Below are 12,632 nucleotides of genomic sequence, written 5' to 3'. Positions count from 1 at the left end.
CTGCCGAGCCGGTCAGCGCCGCCCTCGCGGCCTCGGCGAGTTCCATCGCCGACTGGTAGCGATGCTCGGCGTCTTTGGCCATCCCCCGCGCGACCACCGCGTCGAGGGCGGGCGGCACGCCGGCCGCGGTCGTCGACGGCCTCGGCGGCGGGGTGTTCAGGTGCGCGTTGAGCTGTTCCTCGAGGCTCTCGCCGGCGTAGGGCCGCCTGCCGGTCAGGCACTCGTGCAGCACGCAGGCCAACGAATACACATCGGCGCGGTGATCCGTTGTGCCCCTGAACCGCTCGGGCGCCATGTAGGCGACGGTGCCCATCGTGTGCCCGGTCTGGGTGAGCGCCGTGTCGGCCAGGGTGCGGGCGATGCCGAAGTCGATCAGATAGACGAAGTCGCGCGCGGTGGTGACCAAGATGTTCTTCGGCTTGATGTCGCGATGGATCAGCCCGACCTGGTGCGCGCTATCCAGCGCCGCGGCAACCTGTTCGATCACCGCGACCGCGCGCTCGGGGGACAGGCGTCCGCCGTTTTCGCCGATGTAGGCCAGCAGGTCGCGGCCTTCGATCAGCCGCATGTCGACGTAGAGCCGGCCGTCGATCTCGCCGTAACCGTGGATGGGCACCACATGGGGGTCGTTGAGGCTGGCCGCGATGCGGGCCTCCCGGCGGAATCGTTGCTGAAACTCCTGATCCTCGGCCAGGTTCGGCGGCAGCACCTTCAACGCGACGACCCGATCGGTGGCGGCGTCGTAGGCGCGGTAGACCTGGCCCATGCCGCCGCGCCCCAACACGTCCAGCAATTGGTAATGCCCGAAAGACTCTGTCCCCACGCCACGACCTTAAGCGGTGGACCGCCCGTAGGGCGCGCGATTCCCGCCGAATCGGCGGCGTTGCGCCGCTTGGCTTTAGTCGACCAACTGCTAGTCGACCAACTGCTGGTCGAGTGACTGCTAGTCGAGCAGCAGCGAGGTGATGGTGACCTCGGACGCCGGTGCGCCGTCCTCACCGCCGCCGGCGACCCCGGCTTTGGCGATCTTGTCCAGCGTGGCCAGCCCGTCGTCCTGAATTTTTCCGAAGACGGTGTACTGGGGCGGCAGTTGAGAGTCCTTGTACACCATGAAGAACTGGCTGCCGTTGGTGCCGGGCCCGGCGTTCGCCATCGCCAGCGTGCCCCGCGGATACAGCACCGGCTGTTGCGCCTTCGGGTCGTTCGGCGGGTACTGGTCGGTCGGGTACTCGTTGGCGAACTGGTAGCCCGGACCGCCGGTGCCGTCGCCCTTGGGGTCGCCGCACTGCAACACGCCCAGGTCCGCCGAGGTGGTCAACCGGTGGCATTTGGTGTTGTCGAAGTACTTCTGACCGATCAGGCTCGCGAAACTGTTGACCGTGCAGGGTGATTCGTTGTTCGCGAGCATCAGCCCGATCCGGCCCTGATTGGTCACCATGCTGGCACTCACCTGAGCGGGGTCGGTCGGCACCTTGCCGGTGCGCGGCGGCTTGACCTGCTTGGCGGCCGGCTCCGGCGAGGCCGGGTACTGGCAGTTGGCGCCCAGGTCGGCCGACGGCTTGAACGCCGGCAACGGCGGAACGGCCGGCGTCGGCCCGGCGGGCGTCGTCGACTCCGGGGAGCCGGTCGCGGCGGACGAGGTGGTGCTCGCCGCGGTGTTGCTCTTGTGCTCGTGCTTGTCGTTGACGACCGCGAGCGCCACCGCGACGACCACGGCAACGGCCACGATCGCGCCGGCGGCGATCAACACGATCCGGCGAGTCTTGGCCTGCTTGGCGCGGCGCTCCAGCTGCCGCTCGAGCTTGCGCTTGGCGTTGGCGCGTCGCTGTTCGTTGGTCGGCACGGCCGTATGCCTCCATGGTCGGTGGGTCGGGGCCCGCAACAGGCGTCGGTGGCCAGCCCAGGCTAATGTGGGCGCCGCGACCGGTGTCAAGTGGGGCCCGTGGGAAACTGGGAAACGTGTTGATCACCGGATTTCCCGCCGGCGTGTTGCAGTGCAACTGCTATGTGCTGGCCGAACGGCAGGGAACGGACGCCGTCATCGTGGATCCGGGGCAGCGGGTGATGGGCCCGTTGCGGCGAATCCTCGACGAAAATCGGCTGACCCCGGCCGCGGTGTTGCTCACCCACGGGCACATCGACCACATGTGGTCGGCGCAGAAGGTGTCCGACACCTACGGCTGCCCGACCTTCATCCACCCCGAGGACCGGTTCATGTTGAAAGACCCGATCTACGGCCTGGGCCCGCGGGTGGCGCAGCTGGTGGCGGGCGCCTTCTTCCGCGAGCCCAAGCAGGTCGTCGAGTTGGACCGCGACGGTGACAAGCTCGACCTGGGCAGCGTGACCGTCAACGTCGACCACACCCCGGGGCACACCCGCGGGTCGGTCGTCTTCCGGGTGTCGTCCGACAAGGACGACAAAGACTATGTCTTCAGCGGCGACACCCTGTTCGAGCGCTCGGTGGGCCGCACCGACCTGCACGGCGGCAGCGGCCGCGACCTGCTGACCTCGATCGTGAACAAACTGCTGGTGCTCGACGACGACACCGTGGTCTTGCCGGGGCACGGCAACGCCACCACCATCGGCGCCGAGCGGCGTTTCAACCCGTTCATCGAGGGCCTGAGCCCGTGAGCGAGTTCGTCGCGCCCAAGGGGGTGCCGGACTACGTCCCGCCGGACTCGGCGCAGTTCGTGGCCGTGCGGGACGGGTTGCTCGGCGCCGCCCGCCGCGCCGGCTACGGCGACATCGAGCTGCCCATCTTCGAAGACACCGCCCTGTTCGCCCGCGGCGTCGGCGAATCCACAGACGTGGTGTCCAAGGAGATGTACACGTTCGCCGACCGCGGCGACCGCTCGGTCACGTTGCGGCCCGAGGGCACCGCCGGGGTGGTCCGCGCGGTGATCGAGCACGGCCTGGACCGCGGCGCCCTGCCGGTCAAGCTCTGCTACGCGGGGCCGTTCTTCCGCTACGAGCGTCCGCAGGCCGGCCGCTACCGGCAGCTTCAGCAGGTCGGCGTGGAGGCGATCGGTGTCGACGATCCGGCGCTGGACGCCGAGGTGATCGCCGTCGCCGACGCCGGCTTCCGGTCGCTGGGCCTGGACGGCTTCCGCCTGGAGATCACCTCGCTGGGCGACGACAGCTGCCGCCCGCAGTATCGGGAACTGTTGCAGGAGTTCCTGTTCGGGCTCGACCTCGACGACGACACGCGCAGGCGCGCCGAGATCAACCCGTTGCGGGTGCTCGACGACAAGCGGCCCGAGGTGCGGGCCATGACGGCCGACGCGCCGGTGTTGCTCGACCACCTGTCCGACGTCGCCAAGCAGCACTTCGACACCGTGCTGGCCCACCTCGACGCGCTCGGCGTGCCGTACGTGATCAACCCGCGGATGGTGCGCGGGCTGGACTACTACACCAAGACCACCTTCGAGTTCGTGCACGACGGCCTCGGCGCGCAGTCCGGCATCGGCGGCGGCGGCCGCTACGACGGCCTGATGCGCGAGCTCGGCGGCCAGGACCTGTCCGGCATCGGGTTCGGGCTGGGCGTCGACCGCACCCTGCTGGCGCTGCGCGCCGAGGGCAAGAGCGTGGGGGAGACGGCCCGCTGCGACGTATTCGGGGTGCCGCTGAGCGAGCAGGCCAAGCTCAAGCTGGCGGTGCTGGCCGCGCAACTGCGTGCGTCCGGCGCCCGCGTCGACATGGCCTACGGCGACCGCGGCCTCAAGGGGGCGATGCGCGCGGCCGACCGTTCCGGTGCCCGCGTCGCGCTGGTCCTCGGCGACCGCGACATCGAGGCCGGCACGGTCGGGGTGAAGGACCTCAGCACGGGTGAGCAGGTGTCGATGGCCATGGATTCCGTTGCGGCCCAAGTCCTTTCGCTACTAGGCCGGTAAAGTCGCGCGGTAGGGGCGCCGCGCTATTTCTTGCTCGGAATGACGATGACGACGATCAATGTCAGGATCGAGAAGAACAGCCCGAGAATGCCCCAGCCGAGCGGATTGCGGCCCTTTGTCATCGCGATGATCGCGCAGACAAATGCGGCGATCACGCTGCCGATGGCGACGAAAATCCCTTTGATGCCGCGGAGGATGAATCCCGCCGCGACGGGGTCCGAACTCGCCAAGATCATTTGGTGCAGCACGTCAGGTCCTTTCGTGAGAGGCCCTGACCTGATACCCGTTCGAATGCGCGACAAAACCGCGGCGAAATCTCACCGCTTACCCGAAAAAACGGGCTTCATCCGCGGGGATAGCCACGCCGGACCGTGCGATCCAGAATTCCCAGCGTCGCCCGCAATGCGCCCTCGGACAGAATGGGGAAAATTCCGGCCTCCCGCCACTTCGGGTCGATGTTCGACCAGTCGTAGAAGGAGGTGACCACCGTCGCCGGCCCGTCTTCGCTCGGCTCGAGCCGATAGCCGTACACGTGGCCGATCGGCGGCTGGATTTGGCCGAGAACCGTCCACGCGATCAGGCGATCCCGCTCGAATTCCGTGATGTCGACGGTGACGTCATATTTACCTAATTGCGGAAAGTCGTTCAACGCTTCCCGGTCCATGTGCACGACGAATTGGTCACCGACCCCGCCCACCGGTTCGCCCGCGGCGCTCTGCAGCATCCCGGACGAGTCGATCGCCACGTGGCCTTGCGGGTCGCACAGCACGGCGAAGATGTCCGGCGCCGCCGCCGCGATGGTGCGCTGGACCTCGATGCGTTCGGTCATGGTTCCTCGCAGCCGCCGTAGGTACGACACGATCGTCGTTCACTGTACGACCGTTGCGACGCGTTCGGTTTCGCGATTCTTGCGCTAGCTCGTCGCCCGTCCGCGCGGGGTGGGGTTCATCAGCCGGCCGTGCGCGATCACGGAGCCGTGTTGCTTGAGGCGCTGGGTGCGGATGCTGACCTCGTAGGTGAGCACCTCCTCGATGGCGCCGAGCTGCTCGGAGAGGTAGCCGTACAGGTCGCGGACGTCACGGCAGATGACCACCGCCATCAGGTTCTTCCTGCCGCTGACGGCGGCGGCGAACGCGACTTGATCGTGCGCCGCGATTCGTTCCCCGACGCGTTGGGTGTGCCGGGGTGCGACCGTGAGCCAGAGCATGGCGCTGAGGTGGTAACCCAGTCGCTCGGGAAGGACGTCGACGTCGTAGAGCAACGCCCCGGCCCCTTCGAGCGCCGCCAGGCGCCTGCCGACTCGCGCCACCGACCAGCCGGTGCGTTCGGCCAGCCGTGACTGGGGGGTGCGGCCGTCGTCGGCCAGCGCGTCGAGCATGGGACGGTCCTCGGGCGCCGGCCGGCACGGCGGGCCGGCCGCCGGGCGGTCGGCGGCGGCGAGGATCCGTTCGGCCTGATCGCCGCTGAGGGTCTGGCCGTAGCCCGTCCACGGCGCGCTCGGGGCTCGCCCGAAGGTGTGCAGCACCGCATCGATGTCGACGTCGATGACCGAACTCGTTCGCGGCAGCCGCTTCAGCAACACGTCGTCGCGGCTGTCGCCGAGCGGCGCCCGGATCGTGCACACCAGGTCGGTCCAACCCGACAGGACGTTGGCGTGGGACACGTCCGGGCTTCGAACCAGCGCGTCGGCCAATTGCGGAATGTGGTCGGGCTTGGCATGTATCCGGCAGACCCACTGCGCCCAGTCGGCGTCACCGTCGACCCACGGGTTCTCCAGCCCCACGACACGGACGACTCCGTTCCGGCGCAGCCTGTGGTAGCGGCGGGCAACCGTCTGCTCGGTCGTTCCGATCACCTCGGCCATGCGGCGAAACGACACCCTGGGCGCTATCTGCAACGCATGCAGAATCTGTCCGTCCAGCGAATCGATCATGAGTAATAGTAGACGGATAGCGAAGGTTGATGAGTACTTATCAACATTTTGGGCCGCGCATTGGTGGTTCCGTCAGCATCGCTGTCAGCCTGGCACCATGAAGCTGACGCGCAACGTCGTCCTGGTCACCGGCGGAGGCAGCGGCATCGGCCGCGGCCTGGCCGAATCCCTGCACCGCCTGGGCAACCGGGTGATCATCGCCGGTCGGCGCCGCGACGTTCTGGACGCCGTCGCGGCAGCCAACCCCGGCATGGAGTGCCTGCACCTGGATCAAAGCGACCCGAGGAGCATCACTCGGCTGGTTGCCGAGGTGACGGATCGCCATCCCGGGTTGAACGTCGTGATCAACAACGCGGGAATCACGCGCGCCGAGAACCTGCTGACCGGTGACACCACCGCGGCGGAGGCGATCGTCGCGGTCAACCTGCTCGGGCCCGTCCGGCTCACCGCGTCGCTGCTGCCCGCCCTGCTCACGCAACCGGACGCCGCGATCGTCAACGTCACCTCCGCCCTGGCGTTCGTGCCCAAGGCCGTCGCGCCGACGTATTGCGCGACCAAGGCGGCGCTGCACTCCTACACCGAGTCGCTGCGCCATCAACTGCGCAATACGGCGGTTCAGGTGATCGAGATCGTCCCGCCGCGGGTGGAGACAGAAATGCAGCGCGGCCTCGGAAACGTACCCCAGGCCCTGACGCTGGATGCCTTTGTCGCGGAGGTGATTTCGTTGCTGCGATCCAAGCCGGACGCCGCCGAGCTGGTGGTCGATGCCGCCCGGCGTGCGCGGTTCGCCGCGCGCGACGGCTGCTACGGGGCGATCTTCAATGCCGTCAATGACACGGCCCCGACAACGAAATAGACAACGAAATAACGGAGGACGTCATGCAACTCGTCATCGGACTGCCCAGCCACATCTCCCACGTGCCCGGGCCGGCGACGGTGCGGTGGGCCCGCCGGGCGGAGCAACGGGGATTCGCCGGCCTGGCCACCATCGACCGGCTGGTCTATGAAAGCCTCGATTCGGTCGTCGCGTTGTCCGCGGCGGCGGGCGCGACGAGTCAAATCAGTTTGGTGACAAACGTTCTGCTCGCATCCGTGTATCCGGCCGCGCTACTGGCCAAGCAACTCGCCTCTGTCGCGAGCATCACCGGTGACCGGTTGACCGTGGGGTTGGGCGTGGGTAACCGTCGAGACGATTACGTGGCCACCGGCGTCGATTTCGGCCGGCGCGGGCAGGTGTTGGATCAGACGGTGGAGTTGCTGCGCCACGCGTGGCGCGCCGAGGTGGTCGCCGGGGACCGGGCGCTGTGCCCGGCCCCGGTGCGCATCCCCATCCTGTTCGGGGGGCGGTCGGAGGCGACCATGCGCCGGGTCGTGACGGTGGGTGACGGCTGGTCGGCCGGCGCCCTGCGCGACTACGAGAATCAGGCGTCATTCGCCGACCGGGCACGCGCGGGGTGGCGGGAGGCGGGCCGGTCGGGGCAGCCGCGGCTGCACGCCAGCGTGAACTTCGCGTTCGGTGGCGAGGACACCGTCCGGCTCGGCCGGGAGCACCTGCAGCGCTACTACGGATTCAAACCCGACTACGCCGCTCTCAACGTCGCCGACATGGTGACCACGCCGCAGGACGCGGCGGCCACCGTGCGCGCCTACCGCGACCTCGGTTTCGACGGGCTGGTGTTCCATCCCTGCGTCGTAGGGGTCGATCAGGTGGATCGCCTCGCCGACGCCGTGCTCTGAACCGCCTCGACCTCCCAGTCTTTGAGGTTGGCAACCGGCCCGAACAGATCCCGTGGCACGTCGGGAGACAGCGGAACGCCGGATCGGACGCGATGGGGCCAGTCGCGGTTGGCGAGCGCCGGTTTGGCCAGCGCGACCAGATCGGCGGCGCCCGACTCGATCATGGCCGCGGCGTCACGGGGGTCGTCCAGATGCCCGTTGGCGATCACCGGCAGCTTGCTGTGTTGTTTCGCGAGCTGTGCGAGCGATTTGCCGCGTTCGGCGAATGCTGGTGCCAGCGCGCGATATTCGGTGGTGTGGATGTAGTGGATGCCGGTATCGCCCAGGGCGCCGAAGATGGCGGCCGCGTCCTCCTCGCCGCCGGCCCAACGATGGTGATTGTCGGATACCTTTCCCTGGGAGATCCGGATACCGACGGCGATGTCGTCACCGACGGCCGACGCGACGTCATGGCAGACCTCGGCGGCCAGCCGCACGCGACCGGCGGTGTGGCCGCCGTACTCGTCGGTGCGGGTGTTCAGATAGTCGGTGAGAAATGCGTCGAGCAGATAACCGTTGGCGCCGTGGATCTCCACGCCGTCGAACCCGGCGTCACGCGCATTTCGCGCCGCATTGACGAAGGCGGCGCGGACTTGGCCGATCTGCTCGGTGGTCATCGCTTGCGGAACCTCGAACGGGCCGGCACCGCGGTACATGGCCAACTGCTCGCCTTTCGGTCGTACGGCGGAGGGGCCCCAGGTGATCGTCGTGTGCGGGTTGCCTTGCGACTGGCTGCCGGCGTGCATGAGCTGAGCGAAGAACTTGGCCCCGCGGTCGTGGACGCCGTCGACGACCCGTTGCCAGCCCGCCGCGTGGGCCGCGTTCGCGATGCCGGGTTGGAAGAGGTACCCCTGGCTCGTCTGATCGTCGATGTAGAGCCCTTCGGTGATCAACAACGCGAACCCGCCCTCGGCGAAAACGCGGTAATACGAAGCGATCCGGTCGGTGGGCAGGCCGTCGGCCGTTGCGCTCACTCGTGTCATCGGCGCCAGGGCGACTCGATTGGCGAGGTCGACGTGGCCGATGGTCGCCGTGGTGAAGAGCGCCTGGTGTGGTGAGTGCATTAGGTCGGCCACCTGGTCATCCATCGCGGGTATCGGTTGTGCTCGGTCCACTGGTTTGATTCCGCCGTCATGAACGCCGTTTATTGTCACGACGAAGTCGGAACAGATTCACTGCGGCCAACGACATGAAAAGCAAGGGAATGACCGGAGGCTTTATTTTCAGCGGAAGTACGTCTGCGGGCACGTCCGGGTGCAGGTGCACATACGTGGCGCCCCCCATGTTGGCGATCAAGGCCGCCGACGCGGCGGACACGATGGGACCGTACAGCTTCGAGCCCCCGCACCGCCCCAGGTAGGGAGCCGAAAGCAGGCCGAGTCCGATGGACATCTCGCCCGCGATGGCCATGGGAATGCTGAATCGCGGCAGTCCGCTTTTGGTGATTTGAATTGCGAACCACGTACGAAATGGCTCGAAGAATTTCAGGAACCCGAACGAAAACATTGCCGTACCCAGGAACATCGAGTTGTATTTCAAGATTTTATCGTCTGGTGTCGGCTTCACGATTTCATCCCGCGCGGGTTGCCCGACGCCGGGGGCCGGCTGCATGCGTGGGACGTGTCATCTTCTCCGAAGCTCAGGCGGGTCACGGGGGAAATTGTGCCGAAGCGAAAATGGACTATCAAGTCCAATTCGCTCTACACTTCGGGCATGCCAGCTAGGGAGCGCCCCGGTGCAGGGCGGCTGACGACCCGCGGCGCGGCGACGAAGGCGCGCATCGTCGCGGCGGCGGCATCGCTCGTACACGGTCAGGGGGTCGCGGGCACGAGTCTGGACGACGTGATGGCGGCGACCGGCGCAAGCAAGTCGCAGCTCTACCACTACTTCGCGAACAAGGACGCCCTCATCCGCGAGGTCGTGAAGACCCAACTCGCCCAGGTCATCGCGGCCCAGCAGCCCAATCTGGGCGAGGTCTCTTCGTGGGAGGGTCTGCAGCGGTGGTGTGATCACGTCGTGGCCATGGCCCGTGCGACGCGAGGTGTCGGAGGGTGCCCGCTGGGCTCGCTCGTCGGCGAGCTCGCCGAACGGTCCGATTCGGCGCGCCACGAGCTTGCGCGGGCCTTCACCGAGTGGCAGTCGTACCTGTCCGCGGGGTTGGCGGCGATGCGCGACAACGGCGAACTCGCCGCCGATGCCGACCCGCCCGAGCTCGCGTTGACCATGATGAGTGCGCTGCAAGGCGGGCTGCTGATGGCCCAGACGATGCGCGACGCCCGGCCCGTCGAACTGGCCGTGGACATGGCGCTCGGGCACGTCGCCGCCTACCGGCGCGGCCCAGAGGCGGCGAGCCGGCACGCTTGACTCGTTGTCGAACTGATGTTCGAATAGGTCATGCGCTGGGCGGACCAGGCCATCGCGGTCAACGGGGCGCCCGTCGAGGACGGGGCGCTGCCGGGTCTGCAGCGCATCGGCCTCGTCCGCAGCGTGCGGGCGCCGCAGTTCGAGGGCATCACGTTCCACGAGGTGCTGTGCAAGTCCGCGCTCAACAAGGTGCCCGGCGCTTCGGCGCTGCCCTTCCGGTACACGGTCAACGGCTACCGCGGCTGCTCGCACGCGTGCCGCTACTGTTTCGCCCGGCCGACGCACGAATACCTGGACTTCGACTGCGGCAGCGACTTCGACAGCCAGGTCGTCGTCAAGAGCAACGTCGTCGAGGTGCTGCGCCGCGAGTTGCGGCGGCCATCGTGGCGGCGCGAGACCGTCGCGTTGGGCACCAACACCGACCCCTACCAGCGGGCCGAGGGGCGCTATGCGCTGATGCCCGGCATTATCGGCGCCCTCGCCGAATCCGGCACGCCGCTGTCGATCCTCACCAAGGGCACGCTGCTGCGGCGCGACCTGCCGTTGATCGCCGAAGCGGCGCAACACGTTCCGCTGTCGGTCGCGGTGTCGCTGGCGGTCGGCGACGCCGACCTGCACCGAGACGTCGAGCCGGGCACGCCCACGCCGCAGGCGCGGCTGGGCCTGATCGCCGCGATCCGCGACGCCGGCCTGGATTGTCACGTGATGGTGGCGCCGGTGCTGCCGCACCTGACCGACTCGGAAGAGCACCTCGACCGGCTGCTCGGTCAAGTCGCGGCGGCCGGCGCCACCGGCGCCACGGTGTTCGGCCTGCACCTGCGGGGCTCGACCCGCGGCTGGTTCATGTCCTGGCTGGGGCGCTCACACCCCGAACTCGTGGCTCCCTACCGCGAGCTGTACCGGCGGGGGGCGTACCTGCCGCCGGGTTACCGCGAGATGCTGCGGGGCCGGGCGGCGCCGCTGATCGCGAAGTACCGGCTGGGCGGCGGGCAACGCCCGTTCCGCCAGCCCGCCGCGCCCCGGGCGGAGCCGGAACCCGTTCAGGCGACGTTGTTTTGACTAGGCCGGCCTGTCGCGGCGCGGCTTGGTCAGCGTGAACCGGTCCACTTCGGTGACCGCCCCGAATGGCCCGCTCAGCGCGTAGTGCGTGGCCGCGATCGAGGTGTTGCCGCCGGGTTGACCCGGGTCCACGTCGAACGCCGCGAAGCCGTACGGATTGTCCCGGTCGCGGAAGGCGGACCACGGGGCGTCCTCCAGGACGTAGATCGGCGCCTTGCGCCCGAGCCCGGGGTCGAACGCTCCGACACCGGTCAGCACGCGGCAGCGCGGCTCGGCGAAGAAGAAGGCGTTGCTGGGGGCGGAGGTGCCGCCGCCGCCGATCACCACGTGCACGGTTCCCTTGGTGGAGTCGATGACGTCACCGCGGGTGCCCACGGGGATCGGCGTGCGGGTGTCGGTCGGCTGCGCGCCGCGCAACGGGTGTGACCGTTCGTAATGGTGCTCGTGGCCGCACACCACCAGGTCGACCTGGTACTGGTCGAACAGCGGGAGCCATTCCTCGCGGATCCCCAGGTCGGCGCCGTTGGCGGGTTGGTCGGCGGTGGAGATCGCCGTCTGGTGCATGCACACAACGATCCAGTCGATGTCGCGATCGCGCCGCGCGGCGGCCAGTTCCGTTGCCAGCCAACGCCTTTGCTCGCCACCCGAGTATCCGTGCACGTAGAAGTTGCCGCCGTCCTGAAACGCCACGTCGTCGTTGTTCAGGCTGATCACCCGCACCGAGCCGGCGGTGAACGAGTACCACAGGCCGCGGGTCTCGGGGGCCGATCCCGAGTCGGGCACCGTGAAATACGCCTGATACGCGCCGTAGCCGATCGGCCCGTTGCCCCACTCGTTCTCGTGGTTGCCCGCGGCGGGCATCCACGGCCGGTAGCGCGCCGACCGGGTGTTGTTCTCGAACCAGGCCGCCCAGGTGCGGACCCGGTCGTGGGCGAGGTTGGCGTAGCACAGGTCGCCATTGACCAGGTTGAACAACGGCGCCATCCGCTCGACCGCCAGGGTGGTGTCGGCGGAGGCGGGCGACCCGATGTTGTCGGTGCCGTAGCTGCCGTCGGGCATCCTCTCCAGAGTCGGCGTGGACTGGTCGCCGAAGCTGGTGAAGCGGAACGGTTTTCGCCCCGACGGACCGGTCCGGACGGTGCCCATCTCCGGCTCCGCGCCGTCGTGCACCGCCGCGTACACGTAGTCGGTGTCCGGGGTCAGGCCGGTCACGCGGGCGTGGTTCACCCGGACCTCGGCGTTGGACTGGGCGTCGCGGTAGGTGCGGGTCTCGGCCGCGACCGTGCGCCCCAGCCCCGACGCCGGCGTACCGATCATCACGCGGGGGTTCCGGACGGCCTCGACGGTGTGCCACGAGACGACGACCTCGGTGCCGGCATGCCGGCCGAATTGCAGGTGCAGCCCGGTCACCGGCGGCGCGCCGTTGCGGCCCGGCTGATACCAGAACGCGGGCGCGCCGGGGTGGGACCACAGCAGCGCGGCCCCGCCGCCCACGCCCGCGCCGAGCGCGGCCGAGACCGCGCCGGTCGTCAGCAACCTGCGGCGGCTGAAGCCGGGGACGGGGGGACCGTCGCGGGGCGGTGCGGGCTCGTCGACCACACCTGCTTCAT

General features: G+C 68.5%; 14 protein-coding genes. 6 read left to right on the top strand and 8 right to left on the bottom strand.

Annotated features, from left to right (window positions below; all coding sequences use genetic code 11):
• Both BST44_RS25710 and BST44_RS25705 read right to left on the bottom strand, forming a co-directional pair.
• Window positions 1-766 (bottom strand): serine/threonine-protein kinase (locus tag BST44_RS25710; RefSeq protein WP_142274697.1); only part of this gene is annotated, 766 nt, incomplete at its 3' end.
• A 177-nt stretch (window positions 767-943) separates the two neighbouring features.
• Window positions 944-1,843, bottom strand: coding sequence for a peptidylprolyl isomerase (locus tag BST44_RS25705; RefSeq protein WP_083179750.1), 900 nt, complete (start codon window positions 1,841-1,843; stop codon window positions 944-946).
• 116 nt (window positions 1,844-1,959) lie between these two features.
• On the opposite strand from BST44_RS25705, the gene BST44_RS25700 reads away from it, so the two are divergent.
• Both BST44_RS25700 and hisS read left to right on the top strand, forming a co-directional pair.
• Window positions 1,960-2,631, top strand: coding sequence for an MBL fold metallo-hydrolase (locus BST44_RS25700; protein WP_083179749.1), 672 nt, complete (start codon window positions 1,960-1,962; stop codon window positions 2,629-2,631).
• A complete protein-coding gene (gene hisS / locus BST44_RS25695; protein ID WP_083179748.1) occupies window positions 2,628-3,890 on the top strand; it encodes a histidine--tRNA ligase in 1,263 nt (420 codons plus the stop codon). The genes BST44_RS25700 and hisS overlap by 4 nt, the downstream gene beginning before the upstream one ends.
• A 23-nt stretch (window positions 3,891-3,913) precedes the next feature.
• Here the strand turns inward: hisS and BST44_RS25690 are convergent, their stop codons facing one another.
• The 3 genes from BST44_RS25690 to BST44_RS25680 form a co-directional block, all read right to left on the bottom strand.
• The gene (locus BST44_RS25690; protein WP_083179747.1) at window positions 3,914-4,138 is read right to left on the bottom strand and encodes a deoxyribodipyrimidine photolyase; all 225 of its coding nucleotides are present in this window, start codon (window positions 4,136-4,138) and stop codon (window positions 3,914-3,916) included.
• Between the two features lie 95 nt (window positions 4,139-4,233).
• Window positions 4,234-4,719 (bottom strand): SRPBCC family protein, encoded by a 486-nt coding sequence (locus tag BST44_RS25685; protein ID WP_083179746.1) that lies wholly within the window; start codon window positions 4,717-4,719, stop codon window positions 4,234-4,236.
• A gap of 84 nt (window positions 4,720-4,803) precedes the next feature.
• Window positions 4,804-5,823, bottom strand: coding sequence for an Lrp/AsnC family transcriptional regulator (locus tag BST44_RS25680; protein ID WP_083179745.1), 1,020 nt, complete (start codon window positions 5,821-5,823; stop codon window positions 4,804-4,806).
• 97 nt (window positions 5,824-5,920) lie between these two features.
• Between BST44_RS25680 and BST44_RS25675 the strand changes: the two genes are divergently transcribed.
• Window positions 5,921-6,679, top strand: coding sequence for an SDR family oxidoreductase (locus tag BST44_RS25675; protein ID WP_083179744.1), 759 nt, complete (start codon window positions 5,921-5,923; stop codon window positions 6,677-6,679).
• Between the two features lie 23 nt (window positions 6,680-6,702).
• The gene (locus BST44_RS25670; RefSeq protein ID WP_083179743.1) at window positions 6,703-7,560 is read left to right on the top strand and encodes an LLM class flavin-dependent oxidoreductase; all 858 of its coding nucleotides are present in this window, start codon (window positions 6,703-6,705) and stop codon (window positions 7,558-7,560) included.
• On the opposite strand, the gene BST44_RS25665 is transcribed toward BST44_RS25670, so the two are convergent.
• Together BST44_RS25665 and BST44_RS25660 are read right to left on the bottom strand one after the other, a co-directional pair.
• Entirely contained in the window at window positions 7,527-8,675 is a 1,149-nt protein-coding gene (locus BST44_RS25665) for an oxidoreductase (protein WP_244184944.1), read from the bottom strand. The genes BST44_RS25670 and BST44_RS25665 overlap by 34 nt on opposite strands.
• Before the next feature lie 55 nt (window positions 8,676-8,730).
• On the bottom strand, window positions 8,731-9,210 hold the full coding sequence (locus BST44_RS25660) for a hypothetical protein (RefSeq protein WP_083179742.1): 480 nt from the start codon (window positions 9,208-9,210) through the stop codon (window positions 8,731-8,733).
• Between the two features lie 102 nt (window positions 9,211-9,312).
• On the opposite strand from BST44_RS25660, the gene BST44_RS25655 reads away from it, so the two are divergent.
• Together BST44_RS25655 and BST44_RS25650 are read left to right on the top strand one after the other, a co-directional pair.
• Window positions 9,313-9,963, top strand: a complete 651-nt coding sequence (locus BST44_RS25655; RefSeq protein ID WP_083179741.1) for a TetR/AcrR family transcriptional regulator — start codon at window positions 9,313-9,315, stop codon at window positions 9,961-9,963.
• A gap of 30 nt (window positions 9,964-9,993) precedes the next feature.
• Entirely contained in the window at window positions 9,994-11,022 is a 1,029-nt protein-coding gene (locus BST44_RS25650; RefSeq protein WP_083179740.1) for an Rv2578c family radical SAM protein, read from the top strand.
• Here the strand turns inward: BST44_RS25650 and BST44_RS25645 are convergent, their stop codons facing one another.
• Complete coding sequence (locus BST44_RS25645; protein WP_083179739.1) at window positions 11,023-12,621, bottom strand: purple acid phosphatase family protein; 1,599 nt, start codon at window positions 12,619-12,621, stop codon at window positions 11,023-11,025.
• Window positions 12,622-12,632 lie beyond the last annotated feature (11 nt).

The organism is Mycobacterium scrofulaceum (genome assembly GCF_002086735.1).
Lineage (GTDB): Bacteria > Actinomycetota > Actinomycetes > Mycobacteriales > Mycobacteriaceae > Mycobacterium > Mycobacterium scrofulaceum.
Note: the sequence above shows the minus strand (reverse complement) of the source record. Positions and strands in the feature narration are given on the sequence as shown.